Source organism: Shewanella sp. SW32, assembly GCF_025653365.1.
GTDB classification, from domain to species: domain Bacteria; phylum Pseudomonadota; class Gammaproteobacteria; order Enterobacterales; family Shewanellaceae; genus Shewanella; species Shewanella oncorhynchi.
On record NZ_JAKKSJ010000011.1, the window covers coordinates 118425 to 138321 of the forward strand.

At 42.0% G+C, this 19897-nt stretch carries 14 protein-coding genes, 1 tRNA gene and 1 pseudogene; 8 read left to right on the top strand and 8 right to left on the bottom strand.

The genetic code is table 11. The features are described 5' to 3' along the window. Nucleotides 1–28: 28 nt before the first annotated feature. The 4 genes from adk to nadE all read left to right on the top strand — a co-directional run bounded on the left by adk (nt 29) and on the right by nadE (nt 4290). A complete protein-coding gene (adk, locus tag L5M28_RS08655) occupies nt 29–673 on the top strand; it encodes an adenylate kinase (protein ID WP_263203093.1) in 645 nt (214 codons plus the stop codon). 112 nt (nt 674–785) lie between these two features. Further along, nucleotides 786–1790, top strand: coding sequence for a ferrochelatase (hemH, locus tag L5M28_RS08660; RefSeq protein WP_263203095.1), 1005 nt, complete (start codon nt 786–788; stop codon nt 1788–1790). Nucleotides 1791–1953: 163 nt separating this feature from the next. Next, nucleotides 1954–3258 carry an inosine/guanosine kinase gene (locus tag L5M28_RS08665; RefSeq protein WP_028759658.1) on the top strand — a complete coding sequence of 435 codons (1305 nt, stop codon included), beginning with the start codon at nt 1954–1956 and terminating at the stop codon, nt 3256–3258. A gap of 201 nt (nt 3259–3459) precedes the next feature. Beyond that, complete coding sequence (gene nadE / locus L5M28_RS08670; protein WP_212600171.1) at nt 3460–4290, top strand: ammonia-dependent NAD(+) synthetase; 831 nt, start codon at nt 3460–3462, stop codon at nt 4288–4290. Between the two features lie 117 nt (nt 4291–4407). On the opposite strand, the gene L5M28_RS08675 is transcribed toward nadE, so the two are convergent. Then, nucleotides 4408–4908: a DUF6942 family protein gene (locus tag L5M28_RS08675; RefSeq protein WP_263142437.1), complete on the bottom strand. Its 501-nt coding sequence runs from the start codon at nt 4906–4908 to the stop codon at nt 4408–4410. Between the two features lie 239 nt (nt 4909–5147). On the opposite strand from L5M28_RS08675, the gene L5M28_RS08680 reads away from it, so the two are divergent. Further along, entirely contained in the window at nt 5148–6623 is a 1476-nt protein-coding gene (locus tag L5M28_RS08680; protein WP_263196291.1) for an alpha/beta hydrolase, read from the top strand. Between the two features lie 233 nt (nt 6624–6856). Here the strand turns inward: L5M28_RS08680 and L5M28_RS08685 are convergent, their stop codons facing one another. Next, the gene (locus L5M28_RS08685; protein WP_263196290.1) at nt 6857–9091 is read right to left on the bottom strand and encodes a diguanylate cyclase; all 2235 of its coding nucleotides are present in this window, start codon (nt 9089–9091) and stop codon (nt 6857–6859) included. 462 nt (nt 9092–9553) lie between these two features. On the opposite strand from L5M28_RS08685, the gene L5M28_RS08690 reads away from it, so the two are divergent. Together L5M28_RS08690 and L5M28_RS08695 are read left to right on the top strand one after the other, a co-directional pair. Further along, nucleotides 9554–9630: transfer RNA gene (locus L5M28_RS08690), tRNA-Pro, on the top strand. Between the two features lie 466 nt (nt 9631–10096). After that, nucleotides 10097–12397 (top strand): hypothetical protein, encoded by a 2301-nt coding sequence (locus L5M28_RS08695; protein WP_263203097.1) that lies wholly within the window; start codon nt 10097–10099, stop codon nt 12395–12397. Nucleotides 12398–13597: 1200 nt separating this feature from the next. On the opposite strand, the gene L5M28_RS08700 is transcribed toward L5M28_RS08695, so the two are convergent. The 6 genes and pseudogenes from L5M28_RS08700 to L5M28_RS08725 all read right to left on the bottom strand — a co-directional run. Then, complete coding sequence (locus L5M28_RS08700) at nt 13598–14389, bottom strand: hypothetical protein (protein ID WP_263203098.1); 792 nt, start codon at nt 14387–14389, stop codon at nt 13598–13600. A gap of 76 nt (nt 14390–14465) precedes the next feature. Beyond that, complete coding sequence (locus L5M28_RS08705) at nt 14466–14729, bottom strand: hypothetical protein (protein ID WP_263203100.1); 264 nt, start codon at nt 14727–14729, stop codon at nt 14466–14468. An 847-nt stretch (nt 14730–15576) separates the two neighbouring features. Further along, complete coding sequence (locus L5M28_RS08710; RefSeq protein WP_263203102.1) at nt 15577–16242, bottom strand: recombinase family protein; 666 nt, start codon at nt 16240–16242, stop codon at nt 15577–15579. Nucleotides 16243–16566: 324 nt separating this feature from the next. Continuing rightward, a complete protein-coding gene (locus L5M28_RS08715) occupies nt 16567–17484 on the bottom strand; it encodes a tyrosine-type recombinase/integrase (RefSeq protein WP_198572344.1) in 918 nt (305 codons plus the stop codon). Nucleotides 17485–17965: 481 nt separating this feature from the next. After that, complete coding sequence (locus L5M28_RS08720) at nt 17966–19192, bottom strand: DUF819 domain-containing protein (RefSeq protein WP_263203103.1); 1227 nt, start codon at nt 19190–19192, stop codon at nt 17966–17968. Between the two features lie 38 nt (nt 19193–19230). After that, a pseudogene (locus tag L5M28_RS08725) lies at nt 19231–19647 on the bottom strand (substrate-binding domain-containing protein); the annotation flags it as partial. A gap of 116 nt (nt 19648–19763) precedes the next feature. On the opposite strand from L5M28_RS08725, the gene L5M28_RS08730 reads away from it, so the two are divergent. Then, nucleotides 19764–19897: transposase family protein (locus tag L5M28_RS08730; protein ID WP_263203107.1), on the top strand; the 134-nt coding region annotated here is incomplete at its 3' end.

Here is a 19897-nt window from a genome sequence, read left to right on the forward strand (position 1 = left end):
ATATCAATGCGAAAAGAGGACTCTTGAGATGCGCATTATCCTATTGGGCGCCCCAGGTGCCGGTAAAGGTACCCAGGCCCAGTTCATTATGGAACAGTATGGTATCCCACAAATTTCCACTGGTGATATGTTACGTGCCGCGGTAAAAGCGGGTACTCCACTGGGTTTGGAAGCGAAAAAAGTGATGGATGCTGGTCAACTGGTTTCTGATGATCTGATCATCGGTCTGGTTAAAGAGCGTATCGCACTGGAAGACTGTGTTAAAGGTTTCTTGTTAGACGGTTTCCCACGTACTATCCCACAGGCGGATGCGATGGCGGCAAACGGTATTAGCATTGATCACGTGATTGAAATCGACGTGCCAGACGAAGAAATCGTTAAGCGCATGAGCGGTCGCCGTGTTCACCCTGGTTCTGGCCGTGTTTACCATGTGGTTTTCAATCCACCTAAAGTGGAAGGTAAAGACGACGTGACGGGCGAAGATTTAGCTATTCGTCCAGATGATGAAGAAAGCACAGTGCGTAAACGCCTCGCGATTTATCACGAGCAAACTAAGCCGCTGGTTGAATACTACGGTAAAGTGGCTGCCGCTGGTCAAACTCAATACAACAAGTTTGACGGTACTCAATCGGTTGCGGCCGTGAGTGAGCAGTTAGCTAGGGTGTTGAAATAACCGAATAAAGGTTAATTTACGAGAACAAGTTCTCATATTAAGAAAAAGCCTGCTGATGCAGGCTTTTTTTATGGGTATCGCAATGTTAGCCTCCAAGTGAACTTTATTAACCATGAGCCTAACGTTGAATCCTTCCCCTGCTTTTGGTGTGTTATTGGTTAACCTCGGCACGCCTGATCAACCTAGTCCTAAGGCCGTTAAACGCTTTTTAAGGCAGTTTTTAAGTGATCCCCGTGTCGTTGATTTATCGCCGTGGATTTGGCAACCGCTGCTGAACGGCATTATCCTCAACACCCGCCCGGCGAAAGTCGCCAAACTCTACCAAAGCGTGTGGACGCAGGAAGGCTCGCCCTTGATGGTGATAAGTGCACGCCAAGCACAAAAGTTGGCGGTGGACTTAAGTGCAACCTTTAACCAGACCATTCCGGTTGAACTGGGTATGAGTTACGGCAATCCCTCCATAGATGCGGGATTTGAACGCCTGAAAGATCAAGGAGCAGAGCGTATTATTGTGCTGCCTTTGTATCCCCAATATTCCTGCTCGACGGTGGCAAGTGTGTTCGATGCCGTTGCCCGTTATCTTAAAACCGTGCGTGACATGCCGCAGGTTCGCTTTAATAAAGACTATTTTGACCATAGCGCTTATATTGCTGCGCTGGCACACAGTGTGACGCGCCACTGGAAAACCCATGGGCAGGCCGACAAGTTACTCTTGTCATTTCACGGTATTCCACTGCGTTATGTGAAAGAGGGCGATCCATACCGTGAGCAGTGTTTTGTCACGGCGAAACTGTTAGCGCAAAAACTGGCGCTTAGCGAGTCGCAATGGCAAGTGTGTTTCCAATCGCGCTTTGGCCGCGAAGAATGGCTCACGCCCTACGCCGATCAATTATTGGCCGAGTTACCTGCGCAAGGGATCAAAAGTGTCGATGTGATTTGCCCTGCGTTTGCGACCGATTGCCTCGAAACCTTAGAAGAAATCTCCATTGGTGCTAAGGAAACCTTTTTACATGCGGGTGGCAGCGACTATCGGTTTATCCCTTGTTTGAACGACGATGAGTTACACATTGAATTATTACGGCAATTAATCCAAGAACAAGCGGTATCTTGGGTATAGGAGCACTGGCTTCGAACTGATTTTGTGATAGAATCTGCGCCCTTCCGGCTAAGGGGTGGTTTTTTTGTCTCGCTAGCCTAGACTCAATATTTTTAGGATGCTGCTTGGCTTGACCGCCTCGGCAGACGCCAATTAGCATGGATGCCAGGAAAAGAGAGCCACTATGAAGTTTCCCGGTCAGCGTAAATCTAAACATTATTTTCCGGTTAAAACCCGAGATCCGCTGCTTGAACAGCTGACTCAACAGCCTCAGCCGTTTGCGACCTATATCAGCGGTATTGATCAAACCTTAGTGGATATCGAAGCGAAAGTGGAAGACGAATTGCTGAGCCGTTATGGCTTGCCCAAAGGCAATTCTACCTTGATCAATGATGAACAGGCCCACAGACTCTACACTGAGTTAAAAATTCATGGTTTGATTAGCGATGAATTTGCTGGTGGCACTATTGGTAACACAGTGCACAACTATTCTATTCTGGCCGATGACCGTTCAGTGCTGTTTGGGGTAATGAGTCAGAATATCGAAGTGGGCAGTTACGCCTACCGCTATTTATGTAATACCTCTTCTAAAGTCGACCTTAACTTTCTACAACCTGTAGATGGTCCTATCGGTCGCTGTTTTACCCTGATTTCTGAGTGCGGCGAGCGAACATTTGCGATCAGCAAAGGCGCTATGGATAAACTCACACCTGAATTTATCGATAAAGACGTGGTGCAGGGCAGTTCAGCCTTAGTGTTGACCGCGTATTTGATGCGCGCCAGTGATGGCGACCGTATTACCGATGCGGCCATGTGCGCTATCGAATATGCAAAAGCCGCCGAAGTTCCCGTGGTATTAACCTTAGGCACGCGTTTCTTGATTGAAGAAGACCCGCAATGGTGGCAAAACTTCATCAAAGAACATGTCACCATTTTGGCGATGAATGAAGACGAAGGTGAAGCCTTAACGGGTTCACGCGATCCTCTACTTGCCAGTGAAAAAGCCTTGGAATGGTGCGACATGGTATTAACCACAGCGGGTCCAATCGGGCTTTATACTGCGGGTTATACCGAGGACTCAGAAAAACGCGAAACGACTCACACGCTGTTGCCGGGTGCTATCCCTGAATTTAATCGTTATGAATTTTCCCGTCCAAAGCTTAAAAGTGACTGTGAAACACCAATCAAAGTGTTTGCCCACATTTCACCTTACATGGGCGGCCCAGAAAAAATCGGTAACACTAATGGCGCTGGCGATGGCGCATTATCGGCGTTATTGCACGATCTGGCGGCCAATACTTTCCACAAGACTAACGTGCCAGGCTCAAGTAAACATAAGCGTGATGGCCTATGTTATTCCTCGTTTTCTCAAGTGTGTAAGTACGCTAACCGCGTCGCCTACGAAGTCTTAGCCCAGCATAGCCCGCGTTTATCCCGCGGTTTACCTGAGCGCGAAGATAGCTTAGAAGAATCCTACTGGGAAAGATAAGTCGATAGCTGTATTTGTATTAAGCTAACTGATTTACGCTAGGGCAATAACGGCAAACCGTTGTTGCCCTTATTTTTATGACGTTTATCAGCAATCAATCAGCCAAGCGCTAATTTTAACTACAGGCAGTTGCGAATAAATGTTAACGTTAGTCGGGTTCAGGTAGTCCAAATACAGCGATAATTTAAGGTGGAATTTTCGGTGAAAGCGCAAATCTTAAGAGAAATGAAGGTACTCACGGCCATAGAGCCTGAGTTCGAAGTGCAACGTCGTGTCGCGTTTATTAAAACCAAACTAAAAGAAGCACGTAGCAAGGCATTGGTATTAGGGATCAGCGGTGGGGTGGATTCTTCTACTGCTGGGCGTTTGTGTCAGTTAGCGGTGGACAGTTTAAACCAAGAAAATAGCCAAGGTGGTTATCAGTTTATCGCTGTGCGATTACCCTATCAGATCCAAAAAGATGAGCATGAGGCGCAATTAGCCTGTCAGTTTATTCAGCCCTCTAAGTTGGTCACTGTGAATGTGCATCAAGGCGTTGATGGTGTGCATAGCGCTGCTGTTGCCGCGTTAGTCGAAGCTGGATTGCCTTTGCCCGATGTGGCGAAGGTTGATTTTGTGAAGGGTAACGTCAAAGCCCGTATGCGGATGATAGCGCAATACGAACTCGCTGGACTCGTAGGTGGGTTAGTGGTGGGGACAGATCACAGCGCCGAAAATATCACCGGTTTTTACACTAAATGGGGCGATGGTGCCTGCGATTTAGCGCCATTATTTGGTCTTAACAAGCGCCAAGTTCGCCAACTCGCCGCGTATCTTGGCGCGCCAGAATCGTTAGTCTATAAAGCGCCGACCGCGGATTTAGAAGACAATAAACCCTTACTCGAAGATGAAGTCGCGCTTGGCTTAACCTATGCGCAAATCGATGATTTCCTTGAGGGTAAAGACGTTGGCAAGGCGGTTGAGGACAAGTTGATTGGTATTTATAAGGCGACACAGCATAAACGTCAGCCTATTCCAACCATTTACGACTAACCCTGAATCGTCCTTGAATATGCACTCGTTTGAACTCTGTTCACGAGTGCTTTTTTATGCCTTTGTTATTTGGTGACTAATGCTGTGGTGACAGCCGTTACCACAATCATAATGGAATTATTCACTGTGTTGGGGCTCTGGCGTTGCTAAGTGTTGGCGTGTCAGGGCGATCAGTTGGTTTGGGTATTGGCGATAATCCAAATAGGGCGTGAGTAAAAAATGCTGTCCTAGCGAAGATGGCAGCTTAAGTGCGGTTATGGATTTATTTTGGGCAGTTAAATGCTGCGCACCGGAATCGTTCACGGACATGGTGAGCCCTAAAGCATTTGCAGCTACTTGCCCCGCGACAAGATGGATCTTCGCGTTTGCCATCAATTCAGTGCCGCCTATGCAGAGCAGTTCATTTTGCTTGAGTAACACTTGGTCACGATAGCTGCGCCAATCTTCTCCAACCGCGCTGACTTTTGCCATAATAGTGAAGATCTTACGCCAATGATTGCCATTGAGAGCTATAAGAGTCGCGACAGCATCTGGCTGAGTGTAATGCCAGCTCTCAGGTACCAGCGGCGCTGTAGGAAGATAGTAGACGAACCTAGCGTGTGGATTACCGATTATCATCGAGAGCGTATAAGTTTGGTTGGAATAAGACTATTTTCGATCCTAACCCGATTAAGGCCTATGCGGCTAATAAAATTGCGAGATGAGTAAATTGGGGTGACTAAATTGAAGTGACTAAATTGGAGTGATTAAATTGTACTGCTTACACTAGTGGTTTTTATCGCGGTAAAACGTTTGAAGGATGTTTTTATCTACCCGTATAATCTAGTTGCACATTTTATCTTCATGTAGGAACAGCGATGAAGGCCATCATCATAGGTTCGACAAAACACCTATTTTTAGCTGCAGTGTATGCAAGTACTGGCATAGTGGTGGCGTTACTCGCGACAGGGATCTATTTTCTTAATGCGCGCCCTGAGCTGTCACTTTGGCATACGGTCGAGCTAAAAAATGAGTTCCATTACAATACCAAACTTGCCAATTTTAATGAGTACTTAGCGCTAGAAGACCGCTTATTCGCCGAAGTTGAGCGTAAAGTTGTCAAAAAGATTCCCGCCAATGAATTTTCTCCAGTGAACCGCTATGTCAAAAATAGCTTATCTGATCCTGCCCATTGGCCACAAAACTGGAATCGCAGTTATGAATGGCCTGTGGCTAATGCCGAATTTGGAGTATTACTGCTCCACGGTATGTCGGATTCGCCCTATGCTCTATCCAATGTGGCGGCGCACTTTAAAGGTAAAGCCCATGTGCTCGGTTTAAGATTGCCAGGGCATGGCACGATTCCAAGTGGATTGACTGAGCTTTATTGGCAAGATCTGGCCGCAGCGGTTAATTTAGCCACAGCGCATATGCGGCAAACTCTGAAAGATAAACCATTATTTGTGGTGGCTTTTTCGACGGGTGCCGCCGTCGCGCTGAACCATGAGTTAGAACGTATAAGCCATGATAAAGCCCCTGATTATGATGGAATGATTTTTATCTCTCCCGCGATAGGGCTAGCGCCATCTGCGGCGGCCGCACGCTGGCAGAGTTGGATAGGACGATTGTTGGAGCTGGATAAACTGCAATGGAACAGTATTCAAGTAGAGTACGATCCCTTTAAATACACCTCTTTTGCGGTTAATGCGGGCGATGTAGTTTATCAATTAGCCCTGCGTAACCAAGGTTTATTGGCAGGATTAACGCCGCAGCAACGGGCGCAAGTTCCGTCGATACTCACCTTTCAGTCGGTAGTGGATGCAACCGTTTCAACCGCGGCGGTGGTGAATAATCTGTATCAAACATTGCCTGAAAAAGGCCATGAGCTAGTGTTGTTTGATATGAACCGACTCGATGTAAATGCCAAGATGGTGTCCAATGATCCGCTTGCGGGCTTGTTGGCGAACATTAATAACCCTGAGTTACATTATCGTGGCACTGTGGTGGAAAATATCAGTAATGAAACCACGCAAGTTCAAGCGCGCAGCTTTGGTTTAGATGCGCTGGGTAACGTGGTCACAGAAGGTAAGGAAGTGCGTTCATTAGATTTGTATTGGCCCGCTGGCGTGTATTCCTTGTCCCATGTTGCGTTACCCTTTGGTGTGGATGATGGCCTCTATGGCGCTGTTATTCAGCCTGATTTACATCGGATCCAAATTGGAGCCTCAGCTTCGCGGGGGGAGCGCGGTTTATATAGCGTGTCGGCATCGGAAATGTTGCGCCAGAAATGGAATCCCTTTTTCCCATATCTACTCGAGCGCATGGATGAGTATCGACTTGCGCATATGCACTAGGATTTTGTGATTGATTAACCGCTCAGTGTCATAACGCCTGAGCGGTTATTGATGATCACACTATGTAAATGTGCGCTCAGGATCAAGCAGAGCCATGCAGCTTAACCTGCTAGCATTTAGTACAATGCTGCGCAATCCAATAGTGATTGAACGCCGCTCAGCTAATCTGGCCTAAACCTTCTTTACCTTTGAACGACTGCCTCTTCAACAGCTTTCTCCTAAACAAGCGCCAGTTAAACAATCAGGCTGCAAACCACTCGATCACGCCCCTGTTCCTTTGCTAGATACAAGTTATTGTCGGCTTGCTTAAGCCAGTGCTCTAAAGAGTCGCTATAGGTGGCATTGGCAATCACAGCGCCAATACTCGCCGTGACATTGAAGCTTCGATTATCCTGCGGATTGATGATCACAGTATCAGCGAGTTGCTGTTTAAATTCATTAAGATGTGCTTCGACTTTCAGGGCATTACACATAGGCAAAATCAGCAAAAACTCTTCGCCGCCGTAGCGCGAGATTAAATCAATATCCCGTTTGAAGAGTAACGTTAAGAGTTTAGCAACCACTTTTAAACACTCGTCGCCGCCTAAATGACCATAAGTATCATTGATTTGTTTGAAGTGGTCTAAGTCCATTATGGCAAGTGTCATAGCATCTTGACCCCGTTCACACATCTGTTGGATGAGCGGGAATTGGTGTTCGGTATAACGGCGATTATAGAGATTCGTCAGCGGATCGCGCTCGGCTAAATCCTTTAATTTCACATTAGCGGCCTCTAAATCTTGGGTGCGCTGCTGTACTTTTTGTTCAAGTTCTTGTTGGTGTTCGAGTAAGGTTTGCTGGTTTGAGGCCAAACTTTCATACAAGCTATAGATCTCTTTAGGGGTACTTTTATCGAGTAGATCATGCTCAAACTTCTCGTCACTGATTTTTTCTTGCTTAGCGGGACCGAAATGCTGCGCTAAAAGGGATAGAGGTTCGGTCAGTAACTTACTGATGGCTTTAGTAATAAAACAGGCACCGACTAAGGAGCAAAACAGCAAAATTACCGTGTTGACATATTGGCGTTCAGCCAGTTTTAAAAGCGGCACAAAAGGTTCTAAAACATAGAGTTGCCACCCATTGTTTAACTTATGCTGGGCATAGATGTACTCAGGGGTATTTGAGTCTAGATTATGCAGGTTCATCAGTTGAAGCCGGGCGCGATATATCTCGCTGCCTTTGCTGAATGACAAGGGGGTGAACGGTGCGAGTCCTAACCCCTCGGAGGCATAAATCAGATTATTGTTCTCATCGGTCAGTAAAATAGATTGCTGCTCATGGTGCAGGTTTTGTTTATCTATGCTGGAAAAATAGCGTAAATCTAAGCTGCCTTCGACTATCCCTCTGGCTTGATTGGGAGCATTTGGACTAAAAATAGGGGCACTGATGGCAATGATTACGTCATTACCAAAACCTCTGCCGATAAATGCGGGTGATACAAAGGTTTTATGGTTATAAAACGCTTGGATAAAGTATTCCCTATCCATCACAGAAGGGATTTCTGCTAGGCGATCTAAGTTCACAATATTGGCCATTGGACTGGCAGCGAGCAAATTGCCTTGTTCATTCGCAATCAGCATAGTTTTAAAGCCTTGATTGCTATCGTGTATGCTCGATAGCAATGCCTGCCACTCATTGATGCCAGCGTTCGACAGACTCAAAAACTTGGCCGTGCTAGCGATGACTTGGGTGTTGTAAGCGAGGTAGTTGTCGGTTGCATGGCTCAAATGAGTTGCCGTATCGTCCAGATTGCGATTAATCAACACCTGTTGTTTATCAATGAAAAAGTGATTAAATGCTAATGACGAAACTAATAAACTCACAGTAATGATTAAGGTGAACAAGTAACTGAGCTGCGAGCTAAAAGTGCGTCGGTTAAGATTGGTCAGCTTGCCTTTAAAATGCCATAGGCTTGGAATAGCAACCACACAGAGTTCACCAATTGCAGCGTAAATCATGCCATTAACGGCTTGTTTTATCGCAGTAAAAGGAATGTGGCTGGCGGGCATTTTAGCAATGACAGCCACATAAATAGCTAACAGCGGGATCCCCAATAACACCCAATAACTCACACTGGCATAGAGTATTTGAATATCTCGGCGCCTTGCAAAACCAAGCCATAATGCTTCGAGTAAAAACAGTAAATACACGTGCGGGCTCGACCACACGATCATGAGTCCCGTTGCGGTAAATAGGGCGGTGATCAACGCATACCAAGGTCCTAAGAGTATTGCCACTATCACAACGGCCACGTTGCCGAGAATCAATTGCACATTAGCGAATAAAGGGATGGGAAAAAGATTCAGGACTAAGCCGAATACACCCAGAATAATGGCCAGTCTGAGATGGGCGGTTTGGAAGGCGGGTAAATGCAAAGAAAAGTCCCTTTGAAAATTTGCTTGTGTTAACTGTCTGTGATTATGGCACAAATAAACCCAATGCCTCTATCCCAGAGCTTCAATTGAAGCCCCCAATATAAAACCATAACAGAAATGAATTTGTAGAAACTGATTCTGGGAACGGATTAAAGAAACGAATTATTGGGATGAATTATTGAGACGACGAATAGTGCCACCGCTTTATCTAGGTAAACATAGGCTGAATTCTGGTCAGTAACAGGCTGATGAGTCGTATAGCTAATGGATGAGGCCATTTCCGAACGGTTATCGACGAAAATTGTGTCATTCAGAACATAAACTAAGCAGTCGATCAAAGAGATGTAATGAAGCCCTTGCGCAGTTGCAAGGCAATTGCTACAGTTCTGACTCACTTAAGATAAACCCCATAAACAGTATCTTAGGTGATGAGTGATTGAAGAAATTATCTTGAAATAGCCACTAAGTTATAACTGAATAAATCAAGGCTGATAATTCAATTCACTTAAAAAATTTCGGTATGTAGCGCAGCCCGGTAGCGCACTGTCATGGGGTGTCAGGGGTCGGAGGTTCGAATCCTCTCATACCGACCATATTCCCTAGGAAAGTCAGTTATTTGAAAAATAGTAACTGGCTTATTCTATATACAATCCTCGTACATGTACACAAGCACAATGTACACGCCAAACACGGTAGCTTAAGGCCTCGTTATTTGCCATTTGTTACCTGTGCTTCGACTCGACAAAGCAACTACTTCTAATAATGTTTCGCTGCGACTTCCTAATCATATTGTAGTTCCTGCCTCAAATTATGTTTACTGATTCTAGATAACTTTTAAAACCACTATTAAGAATCGAAATAAGATAGCTTAATAGTTAGATCTTGCAGTTTCTACATGAAGCGATATTAGTGAGCTATCACACTTATTGCGAGCCATATTTAAGTGTCTGATTGACCATATGAAAATATTCAATGTACTATGAGCTAAAGTGGTTATGGTGAGCAGCTAGTATAGCAGCTTCGAGCATGTGATTCATAATACAGGTAGTGGGTTGCTAGATGGAGTATCTTTATAAAGCGTTAGAAGTGCTTAATGAACTGTATATGGGAGGGCCAATTGAATACGTGGTCAAAAACTCCCTTGAAAACACTGTAAGCATCATAACGTACATAGCTACGATATTAGTTGCATTGACAGCTATAGCTCTTCCACTTACACAACAATCATTGCAATGGATGGAAGATAAGTATGGTTCTGAAAGTTTAGTTAAGTACCTGAATCTAAAATCTCCTATAAGCCCTGATTCTATAGTGCCTAAAGTGCTTATATATATGGTTTTCACTTTGGCATTTTATTTGGTTAGTAAAGCTCTTCCTACAATATTACAAGTGTTTATATTACTATTCGTGATAATTTATTTTGTATACGTGGTGATTATGTATGCAAGGTATTTCTCTTATGTATTTAGGAACTTAAGTAGTTCTACATATATATATGAAAAAATTATGGATAAAACCAAGAATCTTAGTGAACTGACAACTACAGAAGTAGTCGTATTAATGGATATTGAGGGAGCTAGGCTAAAAAACAACTTGGATGTAATGTGTCTGAGTGAGCAGGCAAAAAGCCTTGGTTATTCTTTAAAAAATGACGATAGTGGTAAACTGGTAGAACACATGAAATGCTATATAGCAGGCCTATATAAAATTCTCTACGGACTACCCACTAACTCCTCTCAGAAAAAATATACAACTGTCGCAAATTTACTTTCCTACTTATCATTCCAGTTACTTGGAGATAAAAGATATGCAATATCTTTAAGTAGTCTACAAGAGATTGTAATCTGGATAGAAACTAAAAGAAACGATAGCTACAAGCCCTTTATGTCAGCTAGATTTCTCATTGAACTTGCGCCTAAAAATAATTTACATAATATGGATATATATGAGTTGGTAAATTATATCAAGATGTTAATACGTCTAGCTAAAGATGAGCACTACAGTGTAATAAAGGAATTGTACGAACGAATATGTAGCGCCTATAACCTAAATAAACATGATAGCCGTTCAAGTTTATGCTACTTTTTCCACAATAGAATTAACGCTAACTTATGGCAAACAGATTTAACACTGCAATTAGAAAAATTCTTGTTAGGTGATGACAAAAATTTTACAAGAGAACAACTTGTAGAAATTCTAGTGTCAGTAGGTATCGATATTAATGAAGATGTTAATAAACTTATTGACGAATTTATTTTTACCTTGTGGGAAGTAGACTTTAGCTGTGCAGTAAAAAGTTTGTCATATTCATTTCTTTTTTATCTACAATCAAGAGAAGATTGTTTGTTATATCTCAGGGACTCAATTAATCCATTGAAATCAGACGTGATTAGTTATTCTGATGGCATTTTGCCTAACGATATAGACGCTATTTTAATTTCAATAGTCAACGCTCAACAGCTAGAGTATGTGGAGTTCTGGGATTCACCAAAAGAGAGTATCATTCATTCTAGTTGCGTTCTTTTTTTGTATGAGATTGTTAAATGTCAATTTAGAGGGTCTAGTCCATCATTCAATATAAATTTGTATAGATATAGTGACTTAGATCTCCTACTCTTTGCAGTTGGTAGGTTGAAAGTAGGTATCAGAAATATTGTTGAAATTGGTGGAGTTTCGACATTTATCACTGGTCATTATTTAACTGCTGAAAAAGTTCTTCGGGTCTCAGATGAGTTTCTTGAGAATGTAATACAAAAGTTGGCTAAACATAAAGAAGAACTTGAAGAACGTGGCCCACTTAATAATGATGCTATTGAAAGTTTGAAGCAGGCTTATATGGATGCAATTGAAAATAATTCTCTCGTACCTGTTGCACTTAAGCGTTTAAAACTAGTCAGCAAAAGTTCATTTACATTCAATAACACATTCCCGAGAACTATATTTTTGAAAGACACAAATTCTTCTGTTGATTTCTTCAAAGGTGCTGGTTCTGTATTGGTAAAGCTGCATTTGACTCGGCAGTTCGATATGATCCTTCAACATCGAGGAATTTGTTTAATTAAAAATTTCCCTATAACGGGGGCAAACATAAAAGTAGTTATTCTTAAGTCAGGTGTTCAAGAGTACTTGAGTGAGACTGGATTTACCTTTACTGATAAAGAGATTATATGGGGGGACGGAACTAAATCAAGCTATTTCACAATAAATAATTATACATACAACAGCTTCTATTGTGCAACTTTATCAGAACCATTATTCAAATTTCAGATAGGGAAAAAGTGTCCTTTTGAGTTTGAGTTATCAGATAAAGGGAAATTGCTAGAGTCTAAGGTTAGGTTTTTCTTTACGGCAAATGTATAAAATAGTGACCGTGGCTTCACAAAAACAGCAATAACTCGGAGTTTATTATTGGCTATAATTATGTGAGCCGCAGTAGTACATAATGTTTTATTAGGCGTGTAAGCTACTCTTAATTTGGATAACTGATATTTTTAATATTTCTGAAAACTATTTTATTCATTTTTTAAAAAATTATTCAATTATTTGTTGCTTCTTTAATCATCAGATCTAATGCCTCACATTCCCTTACGGCTTCTATCGAGTTTAAGCGAGCTAAACTAGTGTACCTGCTTTGTACCTTGAGTAGATCCTCGTATACCTCAAGGAAGTGCTTTATTCGCTCAACCAATAGGCTAAGTCTAACCGAGTAAGCTTTCTCCTTAGATTCAAAGTAAATATGTACTTTCTTACCAAGATTAAAATGAGATATTCGATATGGCTTTTTCAAATTTCCTCTATTATCTTTGTCAACTCCAGCAAGTCCCGTGCTATTGACTGTTGAACACCCTATATTGACAATAAATCGGTTGATTTCCATTGGCAAAAGCGAACAGTCTTGTGGGGAATACATTAGACCATTCTGGCAATTTAAGTCTTTATCAAGTTCTAATGTACCTCGGTAGCCGATTGCCCTTATTCTGTTGGTTGTTAGTTCGTACCAAGTCTTAAAATTTGAGTAGGTGAGCGGCTTTGTTTCCTAATAGTGAAATCCAATGTTTTTCGGGTTTAAATCAAAATAATATTCTGATTACAGATAAACGACTGACGATGAAACAAGGGTTTTAAGCGCCATGCTGGCGCTCAGGAAGCACTCTGTAGTTATTTGTGCTTTTAGGAAACAAAGCCTAGGTGAGCCATTGATTACATACCTTAGCGCCTAAATTGAGTTTGTAGCAGCGATATAACATTCTTATCCATGCTTTATAAGGTACAGTTCGTGATTCACCTTTTAGGTTATTGATCCCAACACCATAGATTTTAGGCATACAGGCAAGCCTCTCGCTTTAATCTTTCCCTGATTACTCGTTTGGGATGATTCATCTTCGACCTACCGCATTCACATTGTTTACACTTTGAACGCTTAGTATGCTTACCATTGATAAAGCCATTGGTGTAGAACTCTGAGCTAGGCAACTCTTTGTTGCATCCGTTACATTCTATTTTCATGGGGTTGTTCTCCTTTAGATTTAGGCCCTCCAAGGTTGAAGGGCGTATTACGTATTAGCCTTTGCTTACATAGAAAGCATTGGAGGCTGTCCGATTATTGAAGCCAGTAACACTATTTGAGGGGGTTTGGTTAGGTGAATTGGCAAGTCTCTTAGCCTCTCCTGTTGTCATCTGGACACCATTAATAACAACCATATCGCCTGAGTAAGTGGTTGTGTTTATTGATAGGCTGGCTTCTCTAGCGGCCTTAGCTGCCTCAATACGCGCATCAATGACGCTCTTAACTGCTGATAACTCATCACCCTCTAATTTGAGCTCTAATCGTAGGAGCTCCAAATCAGTCATTTGGACGTACTGAGCATGACGGGCCGCCCTTTGCCCTAAGAGCTCTTTAACGTAGCTCTGGTTGGCTCCTAGGGCGTTTGGTTTGCAATTGAATGTCTTTATGTTCTCAAGGGTTTCCCGTAAGCTGTCTAAGTTACCTTCAATCAACTTAATCGCACTCTCTAGGTATTCGCTATTGAGTGCCATACCATACCGTGAATTCCTTATAAAACTCTCTAATCCTTCAGAAATATCAGTTATGGGGTTGTTTTGATAGTCTTGAGTTAAGTCATATTCAGCCGTGTAGCGGTTTATAAAATAATCTTCATAGGTAGAAGGCATTATATTTTCAATATCAGTCAGGGATAGCGCTTGCTCTTCGGTGATAGTTGGTAATAGTTTCTCGTTAAGAAGCAATCTCACAGTTTCGAGTTTGCCTCCAGAAAATGCTGATAAGACTCCCGCTAGCTCTCTGTTAGTCATAGTAGGGCAGGTGGTTTTTTTCGTGGTTGATTTAGTCATTGATATATCTCCTCAGGGTTATGTTAGGCGACCTGTAAGGCCATTACAGAGCCGATTAAGTTAATTTGATGCAGGTCTATTCTGGCGTGTGTTTAGTGCCATCTAAGGCTATCCAAGGGGCATTAGTGGCGCTACCAGTCGCTCTAACAATGGTCCACTGGTCGCCCGTGATTAAGGTAAAACATGTACCGTCTTGCTTACCTGATAAATGGGATTTATTTAGAGTGGCATTCGGGTTTGTTAAGTCTTCCAAGCTAATAACTGGTGGTAACTTGAAAGTGCTGATAGGTGTGACTACGACCTTATTTCGGCCGCGATTAGAATCGCCAATAGTTGACATAGTGATTTTCTCCTTATTTTGGGTAGCTAAAATTTAGCCCTCGATTGGGCTGGTTGATTTCTAAGTTAGGTAAGTTGGTATTAGGGTTAGGTTAGCGGGTAGCTCAAAAGGTAGGCTAGGCCATTCATTAGGCTAAGTTAATATAAGTTAAGTTAAGTTAAGTAATCGGCTTAGTAGGCCAAAGGGGATTTGCTTTTACCCATTTTCTTTACTCTTTAATCTCTTACTAAAAAGGCCTTATTCTTTTAAAGAAGTTAATAAGTAAGTAGATAGGAGCCTTTTTTTTTGCCTTCTGTTTAATAGCTTTAGGCCTTATCAAAGACTTTGTGGGCTGTAACTTGAAGATAATCTCAGCGCCAACCCTAAGGCCATAGGTAGGCGAAATACTGACCTTCCACCAGCCAACCACTTCACCTAACTAAATTGCTCACTACGGCCTTGATAGTGTTTAGTTAGGTTACTGGGATTGACTGGTTTGCAATTGAATGCAGGAAGATGAGTATCGAATGCCCTGAGGAGGCAATCTTAATCTGTTAAATGAGGTGTTTGAGATGGCTAAGTGTCTAGAATATTTCTTCAATAGTGGTACCAATTGATTATTTAATAAAATCAGCCGCTTACGTTGAAGTTGCTAACTATAGACTTTTCTTAACAAATGCGTGTCAAGTATTTCTATAATTATTTCTAACTAGGCTCGGCTATTGCCTTTCTTCAATAGTGGTACTTGAATAGGCCCAACTTTGAGCTGAATTCTGCTAAGTTATTGATAAATAAAGAAATGTCATGGCAGATCCCGACAGTTTAGTATCGGGGCTGACTTTAATCGTTGAGTGTATTAGTAGGTTATCTAGGCCTCGGATTGCTTCTTTACTCGTTGAACCGTTGATACAGAACAACCTAATAATTCTGCTGTTTTCCTAATACTCATGGTCTGCAAGTGAGTAATGATAGCTTCATGTAACTGAGCGTCTTTATTCTGTCCACCCCAAGTTTTACCCTCTGCCTTAGCCTTTGCTATCCCTTGCGCCTGTCTAGCCCTTCTGGTCTCATAATCGTCTCTAGCCATACCAGCGGCTAGGTCTAGCATAAAAGCCGTTAGAGCGCGTTGTATGAAGCCTGAGTTACTATCTGTTGTGGTTAGGGCTGAGTGTGTCTGAGGTTGGTCAACGATAACGATGATTAGCCCCTTAGCGGCTATCTTGGCTTTAAGTGATTGCCATAACTCCCAAGGTAAACGACTCAGTCTGTCCATTTTCTCAATCAATAATATGTCGCCCCCTGAGGCTTCCTCAATAAGCCTGTTAAGCTCTGGACGGTCTGAGCTAGTACCTGATACGTTTTCTTGATAAAAGGTTGTAACGGCCATCCCATGAGCCTTGATGAATGCCATCAACTCAGGCTTAGCCCGACTGCTATCTTGCTCGCTGGTGGACGCTCTCAGGTAAGCTCGAATGATAAGCTTAGGTGTATTCAGCATGTGGTATCTATCGTTATCTGATTTAGGTGTATTCATTTGGTATCGTAAACCTAGGTAATTGGGTGGGTAACGCTGTGTTCATTCAAGTATACTTGATGAATACACTTGGTCAAGTAGATATTCTTATTCTGTTATGAGTTAGGGATGAGGTAACAAGTGATGCTATTCACACTTTCAATACTAAAGAGTGAGGAGCTAATAAAACTGGCAAGCCTCTAATAATTGGTTTGAATAGCCTTGAGAGGGCTGTAAGCCCCCCTATGGGGGAAACTACGTAAGTCGACTCATACACTAGTTGCCGTACATTTCTCCCTCATTTTTTGAAATTCCAATATCAACGACTTAGTAAACCGATTGCAATTACTCTAATAAACAAACTAAATCACTCGCCTTTATGTGGGTATATCTCGCTAACATACTGATATCCCTATGTCCTGAAATCGCCTGAAGTTGAAGTGTATTGAGCTTACGATTTGCATAACGTGTAATGGCCGTGTGCCTCAATGAATGAAAACACAGTGCCTTAGGTAGCTTTAAACGGTCACAAGAGCGCCTAAATGCTTGGCTAACTGTATAGGGCTTGCTTTTGAATAGATAACCATCCTGAACTAATGAAGCTGCCTGCTTGAGTACAGCTAAGGCTCGACTGTTTAAAGGAACATCCCTGTCAAAACCGTTTTTAGTATCGGTCAGTCTCAAGGTCTTTGACTGCCAGTTAATACATTCAGTGGTTATGCTAAGGCACTCGCTGCGCCTCATAGCTGTTTCATAACTTAAGACCACCAGAGGGGCAATCTTAGGCGCTATATCATTAAGTATCATCTGGTATTGAATAGGGTCGATTACGAGTTCCCTAGGCTTGCCAGCTCTAGGTAATTTGTATCCTTCAAGGATATTAGGTAGACGGTTAAATTTGAGTATACGGCTGAGTAATTGAAGCTCTAGGCGGATAGTGGAATCGCTAACTAAGGTCTGCCTTTCTTGGGTATAGGCCGCAATGTGTTTAAGCGTTATATCCTTCGCTTGGAGTGGAAGCCCCTTGATTAAGTTAGTCGCTCTGTAAGTAGTTGCCTCAGTGCCTCCTCGACCTTTTAGTGTATTTAGATATAAGTTTGAACAATGCGCTAGTGAGCCTGCGATCAAGCTATTGCCTTCTATTTGGCTTACCCAAGCCTCAGCCTCAGCTTTTGTTCTAAAGGTCTTGGTGATTGCTTTTTGACCTTTTGGGCGAATCATTGCATTGATATTTCCACTTGGTAATAGTCGATAAGTTGCCATGTACATGTCCTTAGTGTGTACACAGACTTTCCTTTTATCTTGCATATACTTAGGCCTTAGCGTGGGCTAAGTAGCTGTATTCATGGGGTGTCAGGGGTCGGAGGTTCGAATCCTCTCATACCGACCAAATTCCTCTTTTTATAAGAGTTAAAAAGCCTGCAAACTTAATCGTTTGCAGGCTTTTTTATTTTAGTGCGATTTTAAATTCATTTTAGTCATACCAAAAAACTTAGGTATATGTATGGTAAAGTGTCTCAAGTTTGAATCATGAAAAAACATAATAAATATGGGCAGGCTGCGCGTAGCTGCGACTTTATCCCAGTGTTGAATCACCCCGAGGTTTGATTGATTGGGGGGGGTAATGGATAAGTTGTATCGTTAAATTGAATTTTGCTGAAAGCTTTGGGTAGTGCTTTGAAGATTCTGGAGTGGCATTTATTGGGAGCAAAAAAATTAGTTGGACACACTTTTTGTTCCCATCTTATGGTTGAATAAACTGCATTAAAAAACCAAAATACCATGCCAACAAAGACGCCCAAGTATAACCCCAAACTGCCATCAATAAAGCAGCGGAAGCCAGCCTTGGGTGAAAAGCACTGGCGATAACTGGTGCAGAAGCCGCACCACCAATATTACACTGACTCGCGATCGCGAAGTACATGATAGGTAATCGAAAAAATACAGTAAAAATAAATAAGATAATAATGTGTATAGAGAACCAAATAAGAGCGATACAAACGTAATAGGGCGCGGCGCTCAATGCGCTAATATCAAAGTTCAACCCCATCAACATTATCATGATATAGATAAAAAAAAGAGCTGCCTGCTGAGTTTCCTTGACTAACACATGTCTTGCATTTGTTAATGAAAATAATAATCCTAAAAAAGTTGCAATTAATACTGACCAAAAAAATTCAGAAGTAAGATTGTATTTAAATAAGTGTGGGAAACTATTAGCGATTCTTGTTGCAAGGAAGGATGATAATTTTTCACTAAAGAGAATTACAATGGAAAAAGTCAAGCTCAATATCAGAATCCAATAATAGCTTGTTTTTTTTCCTATCACTTTACGTTTGATGTCAGTGCAAAATATCGGTCTATAGCTTTTATCAGCTTTCAGGAAATCATCGATTTTATCTTGGCGTTCTGCAATGAAAAGTAATATAACCATCCATATACCGGAAAAAAGAATATTAATAGCCATCATTACCGCAAATACGGCATCACCGACACTGTGGATTTCTTTTACAGCCAATTGATTGGCGGTTCCGCCAAGCCAGTTTGCCATCAGTGTTGACATGCCTTTCCAAGCAGCATTATCTCCCTGCCAGACGAGTTCGTTCGGAAAAAATATAGAGCCTAACCATAGGCTTAATGGACCACCAATACAGATGCTCACAGCACCTAGCACGTACATACCGAGAAGTTTTTTTCCCACTAAACTGAGAGCAAAGAAATCGGTACCTAAAATCAGCAAAAATAAACAACCAGGCATTAAGTGTGTTTTTGCCATTTCGCTAAGTTGACTATGACTTGCATCAATAATATTTAGCGAGCTAAAGATGGCAGGTAAGGTGTAGCACATTAGCATCAGTGGAAAAATACGATAAAATTGCTTAAAAAGTGTAATAGAGGATGTGTGTGTATAAAATAAACCACATAGTAAAAAGACTAAAAAAAATCCTATTCCAAGATCTGATGATATCAATTAAATTCACCTAGTAAGAATAGCTGGTATACATTATTTTACAGTAGCTTACTAAAGGCTAGGAAACTCATGCTTAATGCAGATAATTCTTCTCCTTCACGCTGAATTGACCAATAAGTTCGTTTATAATCCCATCCATCCACAGGTAATAAAATAAGGTCTTTTCTTGCTAATTCAGCGTCAATCGCTAATAGGGGTAATACACTCAAACCTATACCTGTTCCAATTGCCCTTTTAATAGAGCCAATGGTTGACATGCAGATTTCATCACGAACGTGGATATTTAAGCTTTTTAATAACTGAATTGCACGAATTCGAGAGAACGATGATTCATGGTCGAATATCCACAATTGTTCACTAAGCCAAGATTTTGTATTTAAACCATTTGCAGCAGGATGAGTTACGCCACTCACAATGCAAAGATTATCTTGTAACCAATGCTCACAAATGAGATTTTTACTCGCGGGTTTAGCAGGGCAAGATCACGAACATTTAACGCGCACTTTAACATAACTGATTGACCGCGATCTTCCGTTGTGATCAGATACTGGCTTTTACGCGGAGCCAGTTTATGAACATCGATATTTTTGCAGAGCACTTTTCAGAATTAGAAGACCCAAGGCAAGCATCTAAGGTCGTTTATCCCTTGTTTGACGTGGTGTTTTTAACGCTGTGTGCAGTTATCGCAGGCTGTGAGGGCTGGGA

Coding starts and splice junctions, on each gene's coding strand:
- L5M28_RS08695 (WP_263203097.1), top strand. CDS start 10,097: ATGGAGTATCTTTATAAAGCGTTAGAAGTGCTTAATGAACTGTATATG.
- L5M28_RS08700 (WP_263203098.1), bottom strand. CDS start 14,389: ATGACTAAATCAACCACGAAAAAAACCACCTGCCCTACTATGACTAAC.
- adk (WP_263203093.1), top strand. CDS start 29: ATGCGCATTATCCTATTGGGCGCCCCAGGTGCCGGTAAAGGTACCCAG.
- L5M28_RS08675 (WP_263142437.1), bottom strand. CDS start 4,908: ATGATAATCGGTAATCCACACGCTAGGTTCGTCTACTATCTTCCTACA.
- L5M28_RS08710 (WP_263203102.1), bottom strand. CDS start 16,242: ATGAATACACCTAAATCAGATAACGATAGATACCACATGCTGAATACA.
- hemH (WP_263203095.1), top strand. CDS start 786: ATGAGCCTAACGTTGAATCCTTCCCCTGCTTTTGGTGTGTTATTGGTT.
- L5M28_RS08680 (WP_263196291.1), top strand. CDS start 5,148: ATGAAGGCCATCATCATAGGTTCGACAAAACACCTATTTTTAGCTGCA.
- L5M28_RS08715 (WP_198572344.1), bottom strand. CDS start 17,484: ATGGCAACTTATCGACTATTACCAAGTGGAAATATCAATGCAATGATT.
- L5M28_RS08665 (WP_028759658.1), top strand. CDS start 1,954: ATGAAGTTTCCCGGTCAGCGTAAATCTAAACATTATTTTCCGGTTAAA.
- L5M28_RS08705 (WP_263203100.1), bottom strand. CDS start 14,729: ATGTCAACTATTGGCGATTCTAATCGCGGCCGAAATAAGGTCGTAGTC.